Source organism: Paenibacillus sp. lzh-N1 (assembly GCF_002872435.1).
GTDB lineage: Bacteria > Bacillota > Bacilli > Paenibacillales > Paenibacillaceae > Paenibacillus > Paenibacillus polymyxa_C.
Map to the genome: position 1 here is coordinate 3263797 of NZ_CP025696.1, position 21831 is coordinate 3285627.

At 46.2% G+C, this 21831-nt stretch carries 16 protein-coding genes and 1 pseudogene; 10 read left to right on the top strand and 7 right to left on the bottom strand.

Going from position 1 to position 21831, the window contains the following annotated elements; all coding sequences use genetic code 11:
• Window positions 1-23: 23 nt before the first annotated feature.
• The 3 genes from C0638_RS14845 to C0638_RS14855 all read right to left on the bottom strand — a co-directional run bounded on the left by C0638_RS14845 (window position 24) and on the right by C0638_RS14855 (window position 4176).
• Window positions 24-1175: an MFS transporter gene (locus C0638_RS14845; protein WP_058710404.1), complete on the bottom strand. Its 1152-nt coding sequence runs from the start codon at window positions 1173-1175 to the stop codon at window positions 24-26.
• A 260-nt stretch (window positions 1176-1435) separates the two neighbouring features.
• Window positions 1436-2719, bottom strand: coding sequence for an AAA family ATPase (locus C0638_RS14850; protein WP_013372524.1), 1284 nt, complete (start codon window positions 2717-2719; stop codon window positions 1436-1438).
• Window positions 2719-4176 carry an RtcB family protein gene (locus tag C0638_RS14855; protein ID WP_058710403.1) on the bottom strand — a complete coding sequence of 486 codons (1458 nt, stop codon included), beginning with the start codon at window positions 4174-4176 and terminating at the stop codon, window positions 2719-2721. Before C0638_RS14855 ends, C0638_RS14850 begins: the two co-directional genes overlap by 1 nt.
• A 542-nt stretch (window positions 4177-4718) precedes the next feature.
• Here C0638_RS14855 and C0638_RS14860 point away from each other — a divergent pair.
• Together C0638_RS14860 and C0638_RS14865 are read left to right on the top strand one after the other, a co-directional pair.
• Window positions 4719-5048, top strand: a complete 330-nt coding sequence (locus C0638_RS14860) for an ArsR/SmtB family transcription factor (protein ID WP_007431533.1) — start codon at window positions 4719-4721, stop codon at window positions 5046-5048.
• A 28-nt stretch (window positions 5049-5076) separates the two neighbouring features.
• On the top strand, window positions 5077-6858 hold the full coding sequence (locus tag C0638_RS14865; RefSeq protein WP_058710402.1) for a SulP family inorganic anion transporter: 1782 nt from the start codon (window positions 5077-5079) through the stop codon (window positions 6856-6858).
• 322 nt (window positions 6859-7180) lie between these two features.
• On the opposite strand, the gene C0638_RS25710 is transcribed toward C0638_RS14865, so the two are convergent.
• Window positions 7181-7537, bottom strand: coding sequence for a hypothetical protein (locus C0638_RS25710; RefSeq protein WP_233902343.1), 357 nt, complete (start codon window positions 7535-7537; stop codon window positions 7181-7183).
• Between C0638_RS25710 and C0638_RS14870 the strand changes: the two are divergent.
• From C0638_RS14870 to C0638_RS14880, 3 genes and pseudogenes are all read left to right on the top strand, one after another.
• Window positions 7422-8996: pseudogene (locus tag C0638_RS14870) on the top strand (S8 family serine peptidase). The gene C0638_RS25710 and the pseudogene C0638_RS14870 sit on opposite strands and share 116 nt — an antisense overlap.
• Window positions 8997-9521: 525 nt before the next feature.
• On the top strand, window positions 9522-15032 hold the full coding sequence (locus C0638_RS14875) for a S8 family serine peptidase (RefSeq protein WP_058711766.1): 5511 nt from the start codon (window positions 9522-9524) through the stop codon (window positions 15030-15032).
• Window positions 15033-15211: 179 nt separating this feature from the next.
• Entirely contained in the window at window positions 15212-15562 is a 351-nt protein-coding gene (locus C0638_RS14880) for a prenylated flavin chaperone LpdD (RefSeq protein ID WP_025365561.1), read from the top strand.
• 8 nt (window positions 15563-15570) lie between these two features.
• On the opposite strand, the gene C0638_RS14885 is transcribed toward C0638_RS14880, so the two are convergent.
• Window positions 15571-16158: a hypothetical protein gene (locus tag C0638_RS14885; protein ID WP_058711765.1), complete on the bottom strand. Its 588-nt coding sequence runs from the start codon at window positions 16156-16158 to the stop codon at window positions 15571-15573.
• A 221-nt stretch (window positions 16159-16379) separates the two neighbouring features.
• Between C0638_RS14885 and C0638_RS14890 the strand changes: the two genes are divergently transcribed.
• From C0638_RS14890 to C0638_RS14910, 5 genes are all read left to right on the top strand, one after another.
• Window positions 16380-16751, top strand: a complete 372-nt coding sequence (locus C0638_RS14890) for a DUF4190 domain-containing protein (RefSeq protein WP_013372515.1) — start codon at window positions 16380-16382, stop codon at window positions 16749-16751.
• A gap of 93 nt (window positions 16752-16844) precedes the next feature.
• Window positions 16845-17048 carry a hypothetical protein gene (locus C0638_RS14895; protein ID WP_058711764.1) on the top strand — a complete coding sequence of 68 codons (204 nt, stop codon included), beginning with the start codon at window positions 16845-16847 and terminating at the stop codon, window positions 17046-17048.
• A gap of 91 nt (window positions 17049-17139) precedes the next feature.
• On the top strand, window positions 17140-17730 hold the full coding sequence (locus C0638_RS14900; RefSeq protein WP_040103120.1) for an RNA polymerase sigma factor: 591 nt from the start codon (window positions 17140-17142) through the stop codon (window positions 17728-17730).
• The gene (locus C0638_RS14905) at window positions 17705-18907 is read left to right on the top strand and encodes a DUF4179 domain-containing protein (protein WP_040103121.1); all 1203 of its coding nucleotides are present in this window, start codon (window positions 17705-17707) and stop codon (window positions 18905-18907) included. Before C0638_RS14900 ends, C0638_RS14905 begins: the two co-directional genes overlap by 26 nt.
• A gap of 41 nt (window positions 18908-18948) precedes the next feature.
• Window positions 18949-19905 (top strand): DUF5643 domain-containing protein, encoded by a 957-nt coding sequence (locus C0638_RS14910; protein ID WP_052452894.1) that lies wholly within the window; start codon window positions 18949-18951, stop codon window positions 19903-19905.
• Window positions 19906-20097: 192 nt separating this feature from the next.
• On the opposite strand, the gene C0638_RS14915 is transcribed toward C0638_RS14910, so the two are convergent.
• Window positions 20098-20250, bottom strand: coding sequence for a DUF1540 domain-containing protein (locus C0638_RS14915; protein ID WP_017426780.1), 153 nt, complete (start codon window positions 20248-20250; stop codon window positions 20098-20100).
• A 298-nt stretch (window positions 20251-20548) separates the two neighbouring features.
• Window positions 20549-21736 carry an enoyl-ACP reductase FabV gene (fabV, locus tag C0638_RS14920; protein ID WP_040103122.1) on the bottom strand — a complete coding sequence of 396 codons (1188 nt, stop codon included), beginning with the start codon at window positions 21734-21736 and terminating at the stop codon, window positions 20549-20551.
• Between the last annotated feature and the right edge of the window lie 95 nt (window positions 21737-21831).

The window sequence follows — 21831 nt, forward strand, 5'->3', positions numbered from 1 at the left end:
AGTTGTCCTCTTTTATTTTACTTTCATTTTAATGTAATCAAGAAGGTAATCAAAAGAATGCAACAGCCTGTTAAAAATGGAGCGAACATATTCGCATCAAATAATAATCCCGCTAGAGTAGGACCTAAAATATTCCCGACACTCATATAGGCATTATTCATACCAGCTACATATCCTTGCTCATTTCCTGCCATCTTCGACAATTGTGTATTAAGAGCTGGACGAAGCGTAGCTGTAGCAAAGAAAATAAGGGAAGTCACAAGAAAGATACTCCAAAAATCTTTGGCGAAGAGAAATAAAATATAAGCAGCAGAGGTGAAGAGAAGCGAGCCTTTGATCAACCTTTTTTCACCAAACTGATGGATCATTTTAGCAACAACTAATGCCTGCATACCGACGCCGATCACAGCACCTGCAGTTAGAAGGATTGAAATATTTTGCGGTGAAAATTGGAAGCGATTCGTTACATATAAACCAAGAACGGATTCAAAATTAGCAAGTCCAAAAGTCATCACCAGGACAATGACAAAGAACATCGCATATTTTGATTTCAATGACCTTGCATACTGTTTGAAAATAGACTCTCTTTGATGATTAATTCTTGCTCGTGCTGCCTTCATTTGTTCTTTCGATAAACTTTCAGGTAAACAAACGATTGAAAAAATAACTGCAATCATAGCTGCACCTGTTGCTGTATACAGTGGCACTCTCGTTCCATATCCTGCAAGAAGGCCACCAAGTCCTGGACCAATGACAAATCCAAATGACATCGCTGCCGCTAGCAGACTATTTCCTTTGCCACGTTCTTCGGTTGTTGTAATATCAGCTACATATGCCATCATGGGTGGAATAATCAGGGCTGCTGCAACTCCTTCTAGAAGTCTAGAGGTATACAGCATCCACAGCTCATCTCCAATAGCAAAGATGAATTTAGCTACAGCAAAAACAATAACACCTGCGACGATAAAAACTTTTCTCCCATATCGATCAGACAGCTGCCCAGTCATGGGCGAGAGCAGGAATTGCGTTATGCCATAGGCTGCCACCAATAAACCGATGGCCTGCCCACTGGCACCAAATTCAATGATCAGTTCCGGCAGAATAGGGGTGATCAAACCCACGCCGACCATCACAATGAATATATTGATCATGAGAATTGCGAGTATTCTTTTCATACAAAAAAAACCTCCTTATCCATTGGTTTCTGGATAGGAGGCAGACATACGAACAAGAAGATACACTGCTCCCGTCAAAGAAGCAATGCTCTTATCGTTAATACCCAAAAGCCTACACTAATCCTATCCAGAAAATTCGTAAGATTACGTTTTTTCTTTGGGAATAGGATTAGTAGATCATTGGCTTAAGGTCACCCTTTCGGTACTTTATTGTTTATCAATGTAACATAAATTTCATAATGAGGCAATAAAAGGATGAATCAGAAGAAGCCGACTCGTCCTTCGGATACATTTTTTAACCAGTCCTGCTTGCGGCTTTTATCAAGCTCGCCTCGCATACCTTTAATAATCAGCTCAATATCGGCTTTTCCTTGTTCATGCCATTCTAGAGCCGTACTGACATATAGTTCTCCGAGCTGAGCCAGGGAGAAGCCGTCTGTCATCGCTGCCGCCTTCTGTGTACCTGTTTCACCTGCAAAAACAAGGAAGTTACGCAGCTTGAGATACGCGAGTCGCAGCGCTTCGTCAGGCAAACTGATTTCATAAGCCCGATCGAAGCGGCCCGCCCGGTTCATCAGACCCGGATCGATTTTCTCGGGATAATTGGTCGTTCCGATCAGGAAGATACCCTCCTTGGACGTAGCGCCGTCGAGCGTATTCAGGAAAAAGGAACGAACCTCCTGAGGCATGGAATCAATGTCCTCAATGACCAGCACCATCGGAGCCAGGCGAGTAGCTGCCTCGAACACCTCTTTGACCGATTCACTGGTTGTATATTCTGTAATTTGCCAGTAAGCGGCCGGACCTGGCACGCTATTGGCAATAGATTTCACTAGGGTTGTTTTACCGTTGCCTGGATGGCCGTATAGCAGAATCCCACGCTTGTAAGGAATGTTATAAGTCTGATAGAAGGTACGATCCGCTTCAAAAAACTGATCAAGTGATCGGAAGATATCCCGCTTGATTTCCGCTTTCAAAATCACGTCATCCCGCGTAATTGCGCGGGTTATCGGTTCTGCTTGTCGGGAGAGTCCACGGCTTGTATCGGTAAAGACGGTGACACGCTTCATATTTTGCTTGCGTTCACGACCGCGTACTCCTGCGAGGAAGCTTTGCAGCTCCTGGTCGCCTATGGCAAACACATAATCTTCATTATATACGCCATTATCACGGAAAAAGGGAACTCGTGCCAGTGCAATCCCCCATTTGGGATAGGCAAATACATTGTTACGCATCGACAGATGCACACCGTATTCAGGAGTTGGCCCGTCATCGTCATACTGGATGGTACGTTCCTCCAAACGATCGAACACCCGTGCCACATGCTCCAGCTCAGGGCTGCCTGAACGAATATCCTCCTCCAGCAAATCCCAATACTCAATATTGGGATCATCACTGGCGTACAACTCATATTTTACGCCATAGCGGTTATAAAGTGCTTCACTAATACCGTCGATCAGACGGGCATAAGCAGCATAACCGGTAATGCGTCCATCTGTACGTTCGTCAAATTCATAAATAGCTGGGGTGTCTATACTCAACATTATTTTGCTCCTTTCAGGGCGGCCAGCGGTCTACATTTGGCTACAACGGCTGCAAGTCCTGCCCCGGTAACACTTTCAATAATATCATCTACATTTTTGTAGGCTTGTGGAGATTCGTCGATAATACTTTCCAGAGATGCCTGGTTGACCACAATTTCGTCGTCTGTCCCTACACCCAGAGCGCCTGCAAAATCGTCCACACTCACGAGCCGTTTGGTTGCAGATCGCGAGCGAATACGGCCCGCTCCATGACAGATGGAGTGAAAGTTATCCTGACCGCCTGGTAAACCTACCATAATATAAGAGGCAGTCCCCATAGAACCGGGGATCAGGGCCGGATGCCCAGTCGACTGATAAGGTCGCGGATTGTCGGGGTGTCCTGCTGGAAGAGCGCGCGTCGCACCTTTACGATGTACAAACACGCTACCGTGATCTGAATGGGATTCCTCCCAAGCATAATTGTGCATCAGATCGTACAGAGTACGCAACTCGCACTTTGTACCAAAGACATCGCGGAAGGCTTCTCGCACGGAGTATGCAATCAGATGTCGGTTCACCACAGCATAATTCAGCGCTGAGTACATCATATCCACATAATGTGCTGCCTCGGGATGATCCAGCGGTGCGAATACCAGTCTCGGATCGGAGGTGCCGAGACCGAGACGGCTCATCGCTTTGGCAATGGCAGATGAACTGGTCTGGCTGACTGCTCCCCCCCAAGCACGTGATCCGGAATGAATCATCACAGCCACCTGACCGTCGAACATCCCCCAAGCTTCAGCGACTTCTCTATTTTCTTCTGCAATTTCAATCGCCTGAATTTCGACGAAATGATTGCCTCCACCCAGCGTGCCGAGCTGCCGATGAGCCCGGTGCCAAGTACGATCTTCGACGAGATTCAGCACTTCCTCGTCAAAGGAGAACTTACTGTGCTCTACATGGCTCAGTGAGGTGGATTTCTTAGGAGTGTAGCTATCCGGGATATATTTATTAGGCAAGCCATGCAGGCCTTTGCGTACAATATGCTCCAGCCGTATATCCGAATAATGTCCGCGTTGGTGGGCTTCCATCGGCAAGTATTTGTCGATCGTCTTAACCAACTTGCGGCGCAGCTTGATTTCCTTCAAGGCATCCTTGTGCAGATTGGTCAGGTGTACGCGCATGCCACAGCCGATATCGCTACCGACGATGGAGGGAGATACATAGCCGTCTTCCATTCCCCATACCGCAGTTGTACCGATGCAGGTTCCGACGCCTACATGTACATCCGGTGTGTATCCCATATAGCGGATACCTGGAATTTGTAAATTGTTATTAGCCATCTCGAACACTTTGTAATCCAGTGAGGAAAAGAGTTGCTGCGAAGCGTACACGGTCAGATCCCCTGCCGGAAGCTTCATCAGGTGGCTGTATGGTCCTTCATGAAAAGATGAATTGGTCGTAGGTTGTATATTCATAATAAATGGGTAGTTCCCTTCTTCATGTAAATTCATAACATCGTATAAAAAGATTTGAAAAAAACAAAAAAGCCGCAGACTTGTCGTCTACGGCTTCCTGCACCGAAAGTGTCATTACATTTTATGATTAGTACATCATAAAAATATAAATAACCTGTTCTTTCAATAGCATACAAAATAAAAAAAGCCTGGCATATCACGCCGTCAGACAGCGTGATACCCCCATCATGTTGCCCGAACGGGGCCGATGAGACGAAATTTCGAATATGTGATTGTATCATGCTGACTGATTGTCATTATCGTGTAAAGCTTGGTCATGTCTGTCGGCCCCCTTTTCTTAAAGTTAATTGATATGTTAATGGAAACCTGTGGAAGCTGTCAACCCTGAAAGATAAAAGTGTGGAAAAATGTGACTATACGCATGGTGAAGTGTGAGTAACATCATAGTTCAATTGACCCAAAGCTGTTATTGTACTGAATATTCAAATATTCAGATATTGTTGATCGTTATGAAACAATTCTGTGAGGGGGACGGCGCAGGAATGGAAGGAGATCTCCAGAAGTTTAAGGCTGACTTTTTCAAAGCATTGGCTCACCCTCTGCGCATCCGCATTTTGGAGGTGCTGAGTGAAGGGGAACGGAATGTGAACGAGCTGCAGACTGCGCTTGGTTCCGAAGGTTCTGCCGTATCGCAGCAATTGGCTGTTTTACGGGCTAAAAATTTGGTGAACAGCTTCAAGGAAGGCACAACGGTCGTGTATTCACTACGTGATCCGCTCTTAACGGAGCTGCTAGCGGTGGCGCGGCGAATTTTTGACAATCATTTAGTCGAAGCGATCTCGTTGCTGGAAGGCATACGTAACGAGAAGTAATGCTACTACAGAAAAGAAGGGTTACAGGATGAAGTGGAGAGGAAGGTTTGAAGGCTATAACGCAGGGGCTTTACGAAAGGATTTAATTTCTGGAAGCATTGTGGCGATTGTGGCTATCCCGCTCGGTATGGCGTTTGCCATTGCATCGGGGGTAAAGCCGGAATATGGTCTGTACACAACCATCATAGCGGGAATTTTGATTTCACTACTGGGTGGGTCCAAATTTCAGATCGGAGGACCTACAGGTGCGTTTATTCCGATTTTGCTGGCTATAGTCATGCAGTACGGCTATGAGAATTTACTTATAGCTGGTTTTATGGCAGGCATTATGCTCATTTTAATGGGTGTTCTAAGGCTGGGGGCGTTGATCAAATTTATTCCCAAGCCCGTAACCATTGGCTTTACAGCCGGGATTGCCGTGACGATCTTCAGTGGTCAGATTGCTAACTTTCTCGGCTTGCGCGGGGTAGAGCGACATGAAACTTTTCTGCCTTCGATGGCAGAGATCATCCATCGGCTTCCTTCACTCAATGTGTACAGCATCCTGACAGCTTGTATCTGTCTTGCTGGACTTATTGTGGTGCCTAAAAAATGGCCCAAGATACCTGGCTCACTGGTCGGCCTACTCTTGTCAACGCTGGTGGCAGCTTTGTTTTTTCCAGGGCAGGTGGCTACGATTGGCTCTGCTTATGGCGAAATTCCGGCATCTTTGCCTGAGCTGCATATTCCTGCAATGACGTGGGAATTAATCGTGAAGCTCTTGCCGCCAGCACTTGTTATAGCGATGCTGGGGGCTATTGAATCACTGCTTTCAGCGGTGGTAGCTGACGGGATGACGGGAGACCGCCATAACAGCAATCGCGAACTGGTTGGACAAGGGATTGCCAATTTGCTGACACCACTATTCGGCGGTATTCCTGCGACAGGTGCCATTGCCCGTACGGCCACCAATATCCGCAACAACGCGGTTTCTCCTATGTCAGGTATTGTGCATGGGGTCGTTGTACTCCTCATTCTGATGCTTTTTGCACCTTATGCATCTAATATTCCGTTAGCTAGTATGGCACCGGTGTTGATGGTAGTGGCCTGGAATATGAGTGAGCGCAAGCATTTTGCGCACATCCTCAAAACACGGACAGCGGATTCTATTGTGCTGGTCGTCACCTTTTTGCTGACGGTTTTTACGACGCTGACAACGGCTGTGGAGGTCGGCCTGATTCTGGCAGTTGTATTGTTTGTCAAACGTATGAGCAATACACTTTCAGTAGATAAGGTGCTTCCTGACCCTTCTGTAAAGCATGAAAAGGTAGGCGCACATATGGTCACAGAGCAGCATGATTGCCCGCAGGTGGCTATTTATAATGTGGAAGGCCCCCTATTTTTCGGTGCAGCTTCAGCGTTGGAAAACTCAGGTGTAGGAGGACAGACTGGTCTCCAGCAAGGGATTTTGTTGTTGCGTATGGGAAAGGTCCCTTTTATGGATATGACGGGAGAAGCTAACTTTACTGCATTAATACAAAAATACCGAAAGTCTGGTGGAACAGTGCTTGTGTCCGGACTCCAGCCTCAACCGCTGGAATTACTGCATAAAACCGGATGCTATGACATGATCGGACAAAATCATTTTTTTGAACATACAGGAGAGGCCTTAACAGCAGCTCTTGCAATGGTAAATCAGGATCGGTGCAGTGGGTGCAGACAAATGGCTTTTCGAGAATGTACGAGCCTGTGTCGTAGAACCCAGGAAACCAAATCTTCCTTTCCAGAAGGAGCCGTTTCGGTTCCCATACCTGTAAATAGCGGCAGATAGCGCTTTTCTACTTTTGCTGCTGAATGCCGAAAAACCTCTTCTATGATCCGAAACAAAATGCACGAAGAAGACCCGCATTTGTTTTGAAAATGGAAGAGGTTTTTCGATTTTTCAAGAAAAAAAGGAATAAAATTCAAAAAAATGCTTGAATATCTGATTTTATGACACTATACTAGATTCAAAAGATACCATATGTTTCATTCTTTTGTTTTAAATTGTATTTTAATATATGCTTATCAACCTCCTCGATCACTTCTAGTATCCTACCCTACCTTTTTCTTCATTTTTTTCACTTACTTTCTTCCAGACTTGTCCACAGTTCTTAATTGAATATCGTTCCTTGCGGTCTGCACCAAAGGTTATTCACCTTAGAATATGACCTATGGATTTCACCCCAGAATCTATATTTTTTAAGGAGGTGAGTACCAGAGGCTATTTGTGAGCTTTTGACGCTGCTATCGGAAGGTTGTCTTTGAGAATCAAAAAAACCAAGTAAAGGGAGATGAAAAGTATTAATTAAGTCGAAAAATATCAAAAAGACGCTGTCGGTCGGTTTTACCGCTATTCTTGCTTTTTCTCTGATTTCTCCGGTGTATGGAGATTCCAGCACAACCTCCTCACCAGGAGCATCGACGATTTCCGCCAAGGTTTCAGCCAAGCTGAACCAGCAATTCAGCACCAGTGAGTATGTCACCTATCTGGTTAAATTAAAAGATCAGGTAGACACGGAGTCTGTTGGCTAAGCACGCATTTCAGAAAGCTTCTGCCGAGCAGATTTCCCCCGCTGCTGCTAAGCTTTCTGTACGTAAAACGGTTGTCAACTCTCTGATGGATACTGCAGAAAAAACTCAACCATCTGTGGAAGAATACTTAAAGAAGGAAGTCAATAACGGAAACGTAAAAAAATACAAGAGTTACTTTATCGTGAATGCATTTGCGGTAACCAGTACCAAAGAGGTCATGGATAATCTCGCAACCCTACCTGAGATCGACAAAATTTTACCAGATGAAAAGCGGGAGCTGCAAAAGGTAGAAATAGATAAGGATGCCCAGCCGGTAGGGGAGCAATCAACAGCAGACCAAACAGTGCAGACCAAACTGCTGTCGACCTGGCTGTGACGGAAGAGAATGCACAAAAATCGGTGCAAGAATCCGTATATAAAGATGCGGTAACGCCAAGTCGTGTCGAGTGGAATATTTCTAAAATCAAAGCACCGCAGGTTTGGGCCAAAGGTATTGACGGCAAAGGCATTGTCGTTGCCAATCTAGATACAGGTGTTGAATATACTCATCCAGCACTGAAAAGAAAATGGCGGGGGCTGAATGCTTCTGGTCAAGTCGTGAATCCTGAGCTGAGCTGGTATGATGCGGTTAATGGAGCATCGCTGCCCACAGATTCCAATGGACATGGTACACATACGATGGGGACAAGCGTTGGCTCAGACAGCAACGGTACGAATGAAATCGGTGTTGCTCCGGGGGCCAAGTGGATTGCCGTTCGAGTATTCAATCCAGATACCACAGACTCCATCTTGCTGGACGGCGGGCAGTGGATTCTTGCGCCTGTAGATAAAAACGGCAAAAAACACCCTGAGCTTGCACCGGATGTGGTGAATAATTCTTGGGGTGGTGGACCTGGTTTGGACGAATGGTATCGCCCAGTGACCAAGGCGTGGAGAGCGGCTCAAATCTTCCCTGAGTTCTCCGCAGGCAACACAACACTATCGAACCCGGGCGGACCTGGGTCTGTGGCTAATCCGGCAAATCTGCCTGAAGCCTACGCCACGGGAGCCACCGATATCAATAACAAGCTGGCCAGCTTCTCGTTGCGTGGTCCTTCTCCTTATGGCGAAGTGAAGCCAGAAATCTCGGCTCCTGGCGTGAACATCCGTTCTTCTGTACCGGGCGGGGTTTATGAGGGTGGATGGAACGGTACCTCTATGGCAGGCCCGCATACTGCCGGATTAGCGGCATTGCTGCTTCAGGCTAAACCATCTTTGACCGTGGATCAATTAGAGGATGTTATTTCGAAAACAGCGACACCGCTGACAGACAGTCAGTATCGGACCTCACCCAACAATGGTTATGGATATGGTCTGATCGATGCGCTTGCTGCGGTGAACTCCGTACTTAACTAAGAATATCAGACAGGTTTAAAAAAAGATCCCCGAAAATCCCTTTGGGTGGCTCGTACAAAGATGTATGCACCTGCTAACCGTGTGTTGCACTCATGACGTAGCCGCTAAAAGAGGTTTTCGTACATAAATGAACATAAAAGTCATAGAATTTCAAGAAAAATGCAAAAAAATGACTTGTATATCTGTTTTGGTAACTTTATACTATCCATAATATATGATTTTATATCAATTTTTAATATAAAATGTAATGATATAACATGTTTTTTTCTTCGAAATGCTCCTGCTTTTTCTCCTAGGTATCTACTAAAATTTCATCGCTTTTCTATTGGATTATAAACTCACCTATGAAGTACTGCCATCTATGAACAGCCCAATACTTTTATATCTTTCTATAATCTATGAAGGAGGTGGTCGCCAACACATCGTATTGCGCAAGCCGCGTGTTTGATGTGCAAGGCATGAGGTCTGACTCTTGTACAGGTTATTCCAGAATTATTAAACCTAGTAAAAGGAGTGGAGAAGTAATTGATTAAACCTAGACTTTTCAAGAAACCGTTATCTATTGGACTCTCTTTGCTTATGGCCTTTTCATTTGTTCAACCCGCTTTAGCGAAAAACACACCGGATGGCTCCAAGCTGGAGCTGAAATCAGCCTCACACAAGGTCACAACCGCGAAGGTGTCCCCGAAACTGACCAAACAGTTTGAGGAGAACAACTATGTTACTTATTTGGTCAAATTAAAAGAACAGGTAGATACCAACAAGGTTTCCAAAAATGCTCTCCAAAAGGCTTCACTTGAGAAAATAACACCTTCCGCTGCCAAAATGGCTGTGCGCAGCCATGTGATCAGCTCTCTGCGTGAAACGGCTTCCAGAACTCAATATGGGCTTGAAAGTTATTTGGATAAGGAATCAGAGAGCGGCGGAGTAAAAGAATATAAAAGCTATTTTATTGTCAATGCTTTGGCTGTCACGAGCACCAAGGAGGTGCTGGACCATATTTCGAAGCTGCCCGAGGTCGATAAAATTTTGCCGAATGAAACACGTTATCTGCAAAAGGTAACGGTTGATAAGCAGCCAGAGGACACAGGCGCCAAAGCGGCTGGAACAGCAACGGCAGCAACAGCAACGGCAAAGTCTGACACAGCACAGAAGGCTGTAGAACCGGAAAAGGACGATAGCAAAACATCGGCATTGCCCGGCAATACAGGCAAGAACGCTGTGGATCCATCTACGGTGGAATGGAATATATCCCATATTAACGCACCACAAGTGTGGGAAAAAGGAATTGACGGAACCGGAATCGTGGTCGCCAACCTCGATACAGGCGTAGACTACACGCATCCGGCCCTTCATCGCAAATGGCGTGGTCTGGATGCGGCAGGCAATGTCGTAAATCCAGAACTGAGCTGGTATGATCCGCATAGTCATGCGGCGCTTCCGGTCGATCAGGAAGACGATTCCCATGGTACGCATACGATGGGCACGATGGTCGGCTCCGAGGAAAATGGAACGAACCGAGTGGGCGTTGCCCCTGGTGCAAAGTGGATTGCGGTTCGGATTTTTAATCCGGAAACGACGGATGCGATTATACTGGACGGCGGTCAATGGCTGCTTGCGCCAAAAGATGCCCAAGGTAATCTTCATCCCGAGCTTGCTCCAGATGTAGTGAACAACTCGTGGGGAGGCGGACCGGGTCTTGATGAATGGTTTCGGCCTGTAGTTCAGGCGTGGCGGGATGCTCAGATCTTTCCCGAATTCTCCGCAGGGAACACCTCTCTCTCCAACCCGGGCGGACCTGGATCGGTAGCCAATCCGGCCAACTATCCGGAATCCTTTGCCACTGGGGCAACCGATATCAATGATAAACTGGGAAGCTTTTCATTGCTGGGACCCTCACCTTACGGTGAGATCAAGCCCGAAGTTTCCGCGCCGGGTGTAAATATTCGTTCAACCGTGGCTGGTGGCGGTTATAAAGGTGGCTATAACGGTACTTCCATGGCGGGTCCTCATGTTGCGGGTCTGGCTGCTCTGCTGCTGCAAGCGAATCATTCTCTTACCGTGGACCAGCTGGAGGAAATTTTGGAAAACACGGCTACCCCTCGGACAGACAGCACATATCCTACTTCGCCAAACAATGGATATGGACATGGTGTCATTAATGCACTCGATGCAGTCGGATCTGTCATGCAAGGTCTGGGCTCTGTATCCGGTAAAGTCGTAACAGGTGGCGACGATCTGGAAGCGCCTGTTCTTGAGCATACACCGCCTGCAGCTGCATTTGAGGGTCTTGATATACCTTTGACGGCTCATGTTACGGATGATGTTGGCGTAACAGCCGTTGAGGCATTTGCCAAAACAGCGGGTTCGTCAAACTATGTATACATTCCGTTGGAGCGGACCTCCGGAGACAGCAAAGACGGTACATATCAAGCGTCCATTCCGACCTTTTTGGTGGATAGCGCAGGTCTGGAATACTATATCCGTGTAAATGATTTCGGCAATAATGGTTTTGAAACGGAAGTATATAAGGTGAATGTCTCCAAAGGTGTTAAACCAGGCTACACACAAGACTTTGAAAAAGACATCGCCGGTATTAATATCGGTGGTCAGGGTAGTGTTTGGAAATGGGGAACCCCCACAAGCGGCCCTAAAAGCGCACATTCGGGTACAAAGGTCATCGCGACCAATCTCGAAGGCCAATACCAGACCAACACCAACAGTTATTTTATGGCTCCTCCTATTGATCTGACCGAGAGTTCCAAGGGGGCACTGGTCAGCTTCAAGCATTGGTACGATCTTGAAAACAATTCTGATTTCGGCAAAGTGTATGTAGCGACCACCAACAATCAGAATGCGTTTGAGCAGGTATTATCGTTTACTGGAACTAGCAATGGCTGGAAAACACAATATCTTGATTTGCGAGCATTTGCGGGTCAAAAGGTATACCTCCTGTTCAACTTTACTAGTGACAATACGATCGTGAAAGATGGCTGGTATATTGACGATCTGTCCATTCAGGAACCAGACGCCGTTGCACCTGCTGCCCCTGGCCATTTGACTGCTGAAGCAGATAATGTGGGCAATGTTACACTCGCCTGGGGTGCTTCCTCTGATGAAGATGTGAAGCAGTACAAGGTGTATCGTTCAACCCAGTCCGGCAAAAATTATACTTCCATCGGTACAACTTCTGGGCTGACCTACACGGATACGATCACCGTCGGTGGTGCGACCTATCATTATGCAGTGGCAGCCGAGGATTATAGCGGTAACGAAGGTGTCAAGTCGAACGAGGCTTCACTAAGAGTGGACGTGCCGGATACGCTGTATAGCGATCATTTTGATGGCAGCTCAGACAATGGTTGGACTCATTCCGGGACCAAGGATGAATGGGAACGCGGCATTCCTAAGGAAGTAGGACCGGGGAGCGCAGTGTCCAAGCCGAATGTGTGGGCCACCGATCTCGATAGCAACTATGAGAACGGTGCTGATTTTTCGCTGGTTACTCCAAAAATTAATTTGAATGGTATACGCAATGCAACACTGACTTTCAACCACTGGTTTGAAATTGAGGGCGGCTATGATCACGGATATGTAGAAGTGTCCAAAAACAATGGCGACACGTGGAGTGAGCTGGGTAAGTTCTCACATAATACAAGCGGTAAGAATTGGGCGCCTGTTTACTACAATCTGGATAGCTATACCGGCAATGAGATTCAAGTTCGTTTCCGCTTGAAATCGGATAACAGTGTGAACAAAAATGGCTGGTACATTGACGATTTCCGTGTGCTGGGTGTTCCAGCTTCGACAGTGACCAAGGATATCGTACCTGAGTCCAATATCAAGCTGGAAAAAGCGGAAGAACAATTCCCGCTGTATAAAATTACAAGCACTGAAAAGAGTGAATTCCAGGAAAAAGTGAAGCCGGCAGATGCATCCGTGGAGCGTGGACGTGTCGGTCTTGACAGTCTTCCAGCCAGTGCTACCGTTACGGTACTGGAAACCGGACGTTCGGTGAAAACAGACCCAACCACGGGCAAATACAGCTTCACTCATGTAGCAGGTGACTATACGCTGAAGGCCGAAGCCTACGGTTACGTGCCTCAGACGAAAGCAGTCACAATTGAAAATAACAAAGTCATCAGAGCAAACTTTAGTCTCCAGGCTGTCCCTCACGGTACGATTCACGGGGTTATTACCGACAAGCAATCCGGTGAACCGATCCAAAAAGCGAAAGTATTGGTGCTGGAAGATGCACGTATTGCTCCTGTAGAGACGAATGAGGCTGGAGAATTTACGCTGGACGTGCTGGAAGGAACATACACATTGTCCATTGCAGCCGAAAATTATTACAGTGACAGTGTTTCCGTGACTGCTCCTCCAAACGGCAGTGTTGAAGCGAATGTCACGTTGAAGCCTTTCATCGGTTTCCAAGGAGGCATTGCCTATGATGACGGTACAGGAGAAAATGCCAGAGCCTTTAACGCGGCAGGCAATTCATGGGCAGTGAGAATGACACCTGAGTCGGAAGTGGCACAAGTGACAGGAGCATCCCTTTTGTTCTGGAACTCTGCTTTCCCGAATCCGGGGGGAACGGCATTCCAATATTCTATCTATGACGCCTCCGGTGCAGCAGGAGCACCTGGACGACTAGTGGCTGGTCCATTCGACGGGACTGCTGTCCGGGATGAGACACAATGGACGACGGTGCAGCTTCCAGAGCCGGTGACGGTTCAAGGTGATTTCTACATCGTATATACACAGTCTGCGGTAGGCACACAGTCACCAGGTCTGGCTACAGATGAAAACAGCCCAAATGCGCTCCGCAGTTGGCAAGGTGTAAGCGGCACATGGAGCCAATCACCTGAAGAGGAAGGGAACTACATGATCCGGGCTATCGTCAGATATCCGGTGAATGCTCCAACGATTACGACTCCTACGAAGGCTACGTATACGCAGGAGGAAACGATTACCGTAACAGGAACTTCTCCGGCAGAAGGAGCTGATATTCAGCTCTTTAACGGTAAGGAGCTGACTGGCACAACGAAAGTGAAGGATCGTCAATTCAGTTTGTCGGTCGATCTTCAGCCAGGTGCTAATCCGCTAAGTGTTCAAGCGGCGGTATACGGCAAAGTAACAGATCGTTCCGAGCCGGTGGTTGTAACGCTCGATCAGACTAAACCGGGTCTGATCCTGACTTCACCTGATGAAGGAGCTCGTACAAATGCGGGTGTGGTCAGTGTAACCGGTACGGTGTATGACGAGTTCCTCACCGAATTGACGATTAACGGCGAGCCCGCTGAATTCGGAAGTGACGGTAGCTTTAATAAACGGCTGCTTATCAATGAAGGTGAAAATCAAATTACGGTAACGGCCAAAGATCTTGCCGAAAACGAAACGACTGTTACACGCTCGGTGTATGTCGATACAGCGCTGCCGAAGCTTGAAAATATTAGCCCTGCTGAGGATGTACGTATTACTCCAGGACAGCCGGTACGAGTAGCTTTTGACAGTGCATCCGGTTTGGAGGCATCCTTCCATGTGGAGCTGCCCTTTAACCTGTCCACTTTGGCCCGTAATGAAATTCCATTAAATGAAACTTCGTCAGGCCACTATGAAGGTACTTATCTCACTTCATCTTCTCTGAACCTGGAAGGCGGAGTCATCGTGATTCGGGTAAGGGATGCAGCGGGGAATGAAGTGGAGACGGAGGCGCCGGGGAGGTTGTATGTAACCCATGGTGGAGGAGAGGGCCCAGGTCCGAATCCACCTACATCGAATGAAAAGCCGGTAGCTATTATCCAGGCGAATGACTCAGCCAAGAAGAACAAAAATGTACAATTTAACGCCAAAGCTTCCCGCGATACAGATGGTGAGATCGTCAGCTACGGTTGGAATTTTGGTGATGGCGATACGGCAGTTGGTTCCAAGGTGAAGCATAAATTCACCACAGCCGGAACGTATACCGTGGAGCTAACAGTAACGGATAATGACGGCGCAACGGGTAAGGCAGTGCATACCATCACAATCCGTTAACAGCAAGTAAGAGGATGGGAGTTTTTTTAGAATACAATAAAGGTCTACAGCAAGCCACTGTTAATAGAGGCTGCTGTGGGCCTTTTTAAATTTGTCCAACAGTTCAGGAAGCGATACAATGAATGGTACTCTATGAAGTGAATCGTTTCACAATAATATTTTTAGCAGGAGAGGATCATATGATTCATTTGGAAAAAGAAAGCGGACGTATCCGTCTTGTGCTGGATGCCTATTTTATGGGGGAAGATATCGTTGTGCTCATATCAGGCGGTGATCAGCCTCACTTGGGGACGATTACTGCGGGGGCTAGGCTTGAGCCGATTCAAACCGTGCAATTGCAAAACCACAAGGAATTTTATATTACTGAAGAAATTGCAGTTCGCTTGCGTAAAGAGTTTGCGGGTAACTTCGCCATTTGCTGCGGGACGCATTTGGATCATGCAACCAAGGACGAAATCCGAGTGCTGACAGACATGGCTATACAAATGGGAAAAGAGCTCATTGAAGAACTTAAGCAAGTGCGCTTGTAGCGACCTTTTTAAGTGAACTCTCGAAAAAGTAGATTGCGATAGGGGTACTTACTAAAGGGATACTTAAAAAGCAATGCAAAACCATCATCCTCAATGTCTACAGATTTTAGCGCAGAGGATGGAATTAAACTACGGATCATTACATGAACTGCACGCTGGTCTCGCCTGTTGATCGCTTTAGCTAGGGCAGAAGCAAAGCACTCATTGCGTGCCAATTCGCGATACAGCGGAAAAACGGCTTTGGCAATGGCACGATGAACCTTTGGCTCAAATGTAAACTGCACCGTCCCTGGGGGAATCGTCGTACCGTTCGTGTAATAGAGCATCGGCGGCTGAGCTAAAAAGGAAACAAAGTAGCCAATCCCATTCGTACCTAAGCCTTGTTTGGCGGCAAATGGCGCTACCGAGCAGAGAAGGGATTTCATCCGATCCAAATTACCCTGAACGACAGCTCGTGACCATTGGACGGCAAAAGCACGTTGGGTTGCAATAGCTTTGTAAAATGGCAGCATGGCGGCGGATATTTTCCGAAGTGTCTCTGCATGTAAACGTTGGTGAGCCGAGCCCTTTCTGCGGGCTGTTCCACGATATAACATAGCTCCGTCCTCCTTGGCAGGATGCTCTCTTGGAGCGTAATTTATCTGTAATAGGTACAGTACTGTATGCCCGATTATCTCAAAAAGTGCTAAGATGCTACGCTTCTTCTTTTTAACGTTCTAATTTAAAAAATTGAAATAAGTACTGTCCTGATTTGTAAGATTGTGGTACCCTAGAACTTATATATTGCTATTATAATTATTGGAGTTGAATTAAACAGATGAGTGACTTGTACAAGGAGCCTCGATCTTCCGATCCTTTTCAGGAGCCGAACGATTATAACGCTCCATTTAACCAGCCCCCAGTAGTTCCACCTACAAACAGTAAAGCTGTTGCCTCGATGGTGCTCGGGATTTTATCTGTTGTCATTCCCTATCTTGGGTTGATTATCGGAATTGTGGGTATTATTTTGTCCAGTCTTTCCCTGAAGGAAATTAACCGTCATGGCGAGCAAGGCAGAGGTATGGCCATTGCTGGACTGGTATGTAGTATTATCGGCACACTGATTTATGCACTGATTATTATTTTCTTGGTTATTGTTTTTGTTGTGGCGGCCTCCAGTGGCGATCCGGATATTTTTTCAGACATTTAATGAATTAAAGAATGTTTGAGTCAGACAAACCATTCACGATTTGCCTATTGGATGCTATGATACAGGGAGTCCAATCAAGGAGAGTGAAGCTTTATGGCACGTACTCAAACACAAAAGGCGTTGAGCAAGGCGAAACGCGCCGGGATCTATTGCGCGGCACAGAGTCGTAAAACGAATGATCATTATGGCGAGATTTCACAGCACACGCGAATGAAGCCAACCAAGCAGGAACAATTACAAAAGGTCAAGCACAAGAAGCGAATCGTTCAGAGCGACGCTTCTTTTTTTTGTCTTTAGCGAGAATTTTTTTGATTTTATAGAAGTTGTCACAATCAGGAAGACAGTATTCGTTATACAGATAATGACGGACACACAAGGAGGTGATCCTATGGAACGGTTCAGCCCCGGGGCCAACGACCATACAGAACATGTAGAATCCGTCGTGGAATGCGTCAAAGCTGGCGATCAACAGGCTTATGCCACCATCATACGTACTTATGAAAAGCAGATATATATGTACTGCTATTACATTCTGAAAAACCGCGAGGAAGCGGAGGATGCGGTACAGGATATATTTATCAAAGTATATCAGGCAATAGGTAAATATAGACAGCAGGTTTCCTTTTCAGCGTGGCTTTATAAAGTAGCATACTATCACTGCCTGGATCAAATTAGGAAAAAAAGCCGCTGGCATCGATTAATATCGATCCAAAAAGAGCAACAGCAACATCTCGATGATTACTATCCATCCGATGATGAACGCGAAGTCGATGAGCTTTTAATGAATCTGAATTCAGAAGAAAGAAATCTTGTGCTGTTGAAAGCTGTTGAGCAGTACAGCTTTGAGGAGATCGGAGAAATTATGGATTGCAAGCCCGCGACTTTGCGAAAAAAGTATGAACGGTTACGCAAAAAGCTGATTCAGCAAAAAATAAAAAAAGGAGGGCTAACGAATGAGCGCATGGCAGGATCAAACTGAACACGAGCAAATGGAGCAAATCCGCCGCACGGTCCAAAATAAGAAGATGCCTCAGGTTAGCTATACGGATGACATTATGAAGAGGTTGGGGGAAATGGACGTGGTGAGTAGGAAGTTGACTCATAAAAAAGGCACATGGACCCAAAGAGTGGCTATCGGTGCGTCTGCTGCGGCAGTTTTGGGAGGACTGGTGCTGGGAAGCGGTTTTGTGTCTCCAGCTATGGCCGAAACGTTAAAAAACATCCCGTTGATCGGCGGCGTATTCCAATATAATTTTGACAGAAGCTTGCAGCAAGCCAGTAAATCTGGACTGACGACGACACCCCATTTGAGTGTATCCCGCGATGGAGTGACCTTAAACATCAAAGAGGTTATGTTTGACGGAACACGGCTGGTGTTCATGATTGAACGCCAAGGGGTAGAGGATGAGAGGATTATGTCCCCTTATTTGCCCGAGGATGCCGTGAGTGTCGAGGGGAATACATTGGAGAAGGTACCCGTGGAAAAGCAAAAAAAAGGGTATTTGTTCACACCTAAGGTCTTTATTGAAGGACAAAAGATGGTGTACGGTTTGTTTACGGACGCGGTTGGCAAAAAGGAAGACGGCAAGCTCATCAACAATATGGCTATGTATGAAATAACCAAAGGACTGTCAGAGAAAAATCTACTTGATGAATTTGAGATTACAGTAAAAGTGAATGTGAGCGGCTTCCATGAGCCCTTTGAATTTCAGGTGCCGGTGAAGAATTTATCCAAAAACAAAATTTTGCTGAAGCCTGATAAGACACAGAGCAGCGGAACGTTCAGTTACACGGTGAAGCAGATCGAGCTGACTCCGGTAACAACCCGTCTCATTGTGGACAGCAAGGGCAAAGTACCGAGCGCCGCAGAGCAATCAGGCGATTTAAGCGCGACTAAAATGTATTACGACATTGTGAATCAGGACGGAAATCAGCTGGAGCAACATATGTTAGGTCTGTTCCATCGCAGCCCTGATTCCGAATACCATGAGGATGAGGCATACAGTCCATTTGCAAAAACACCGACCTCCATTACGATCAAGCCGTACACTATGACGGTTAAGAAGGACTGGTCTGTGATAGAGGATCAAGAGGGAAATTGGGCCAAAACATATCATAAGGATTTGGAAATGACGATCCCAGTCCCATCTCAATGATAAAACAACCCAATCCGGACGATAAAGGAGAGGAAATACGAATGAAGCAATATATTAAAGTGAAGCGTATAATATTCAAATCGGCTATTCTAGCTTCAGTAACTATGATTATGGGTACAGGAGTGACGATTTCCGATACTGCATGGAAAATCCAGGCAGCAGATGCACAATCAACTGCCCCGGAGGCAAGCGCAAGCAGTCTGACCCGGGATGGCGTCACACTGACGGTCAAAAAGGTGAAATATGACGGGATTCGTCTGACCGTGCAAATTGAACGCAAGGGGATCACCAAGATCAGTACAATGCCTCCTTTCAGCAAGGACAAATCCCAGAAGTTAGAAAAGGGTTACTTAATAGATCCTCAAATATCTATTAATGGAGAAAAAATAAGTTTATTGAGAGTCACAAACGCGGTATTCGACGAAAATAAAAAAATGTTGGATAATACATTAGAAATCGCAATAGACAAAGGATTATCTGAAAAAAATCTGCCAGACTCATTTGAAATGGCATTAAAAATCAATGTTAGCGGCATTAAAGAACCGTTTTCATTTAAGGTGCCTGTGCAGAATACGGTGAAGGACAAACTGGTCCTTAAGCCGGAAAAAACGCAGAGCAGCGGAGATTTCAGTTATACCGTCAAGCAGATTGAGCTCTCCTCGGCCAATACCCGGACCATTATTGACAGCAATGGTAAAGTGCCGAGTACATCCAAACAGACTGGAAATTGGAGTGCAACCAAGATGTATTATGACATTGCGGACCCGCAAGGCAAACTGATTGCTCAAGAATTGATGGGAATTTATAACAAGGCTCCGGCGCTCAATTATCACGAAGTTGAAATGTATGCTCCGTTTGCAACCAGACCCTCTTCCATCACCATCAGGCCGTATACGCTGACCGTCAACAAGAAATGGGTGCCTATGAAGGATGCCCAGGGTAAAGAAGTAAAAACATACCATAAAGACTTAGAAATGATAATCCCATTGAATAATTGACCTTATACAGAAAAACAAAAGAAGCGGAGCGAATCGTTCAGGCAACGCTTCTTTTGTGCTTCGAAAGATTCAATCCATTACTGCAAAAAGGACTTGATAATAATTATCATTCTTGTTAGAATCATAAGAAAGAAGGAACCCTGGCAGGGGCTCCTTCATGATAAAGCTATGGTTTGGCTTGGAAACAAAGGTTTATTTTGCTTCAAAGGTTTTGCAGTCTGTTTCTTCGGACGTGTGAGTGTTTGCAGGCTTGTTGCTTACGATATAAATAGAGCTTGCGCTGCATTTATTATCCTGAGCCCAGTACGTGCATGAGTTGACTTCGCACAGAACGTCTTTTGCCATATTGTTCACCTCCTTACAGGGATGTGATGGGCTGAGCAAATATAATCACGGTCAGTCAAGGTAGGACTTGTCCAACTGTGCTTACCCTCTTGGTAAGAAGAGGGATTTTGCTATGCCTACTTGTACAATATCAAATGAATTTTAAAATTGCAATGTTTACACATTTTGCAGTTCAAAATAGACACAAGTGTTCCTTTTTAGTTAGAAAACAAAAAGCTGTCCTTGTGCAGAAGAGAATGTTCTTCTGCCAGAGACAGCTTTTTTATATTTTTCTAACAGAATGGCAGCACTAAAAGACTTAGCGTGCGTTAGGAATATTTACGATCGGATCAATATCAGCATCATAGTCTACACCCTCGAACTCAAAGCCGAACAGCTGGAAAAATTCGCGACGATATCCTTCAAGATCGGACAATTCATAGATATTATGGGTCGTCAGTTCCTCCCATATTTTCGCTACTTCTGCCTGCACATCCTCGCGCAGTTCCCAATCATCAATGCGAATACGACCTTCTTGATCTACCGCAGTTTCTGGTGCATACAGACGCTCGGCAAACAGGCGGTAGCTCTGTTCTATGCACCCTTCATGCAGCCCTTTCTCCTTCATCACCTTATATAAAGCGGAAATATACAGAGGAACGACAGGGATGGCCGAACTGGATTGGGTAACGAGTCCTTTGGTGACTGCGACGAAGGCGCGTCCACCCGTGGTTTTCATTTGGTCGTTCAGCTGACGTGCTGTCGCCTCCAGATGATCTTTTGCACTTCCGATACTGCCTTCTCGGTAGATGGCTTGGGTAATATCTGAACCGATATACGAAAAAGAGAAGGTAGTGGCATTATCAGCGAGTACGCCGCCTGCACGCAAGGCGTCAATCCACAATTTCCAATCCTCACCGCCCATAACCTCTACAGTCCCCTGTACTTCTTCTTCTGTTGCCGGTTCGAGCGTCACGCTGCTGACTTCACCGGTGTGGAAGTTAACGGTCTTATTCGTGTAAGGCTCACCAATAGGTTTGAGCACGGAATTAGACGTTTCGCCTGTGCGGGGATTAGTACGGCGACCTGAAGCCACACTGTAAACCACCAGATCGACTTGTCCCAGTTCTTCGCGAATGGCTTCCACCGTTTTGGCTTTGACCTCATCCGAGAAGGCATCTCCTGTCACGCTTAAAGATTTAAGCCCAGCATCCTGAGCTGCTTTTTCAAATGCAGCAGAATTATACCAGCCTGCTGATGCTGTGCGTGTAGCCGTAGCATTGCTAGGACGATACACGCCAATTGTATTGGCACGCGCACCGAAAGCGGCCGTAATTCGAGAAGCCAACCCATATCCGGCCGATGCCCCGATCACAAGCACATTACGAGGTCCCTGGATAGCAGGACGGGCTTGTACATAGTCAATTTGCTCCTGAACATGTTGGGCACAGCCCACCGGATGAGCAGTGGTGCAGATAAAGCCACGTGTTCTTGGTTTGATAATCATGTTATTGTAGTTCCTCTCTTCTTGTAGCAATCTTCACCTTTACTATTTTAACTTTTAACAATTTTTTTTCAAACGTGGATTTCAGTAAGTATCCT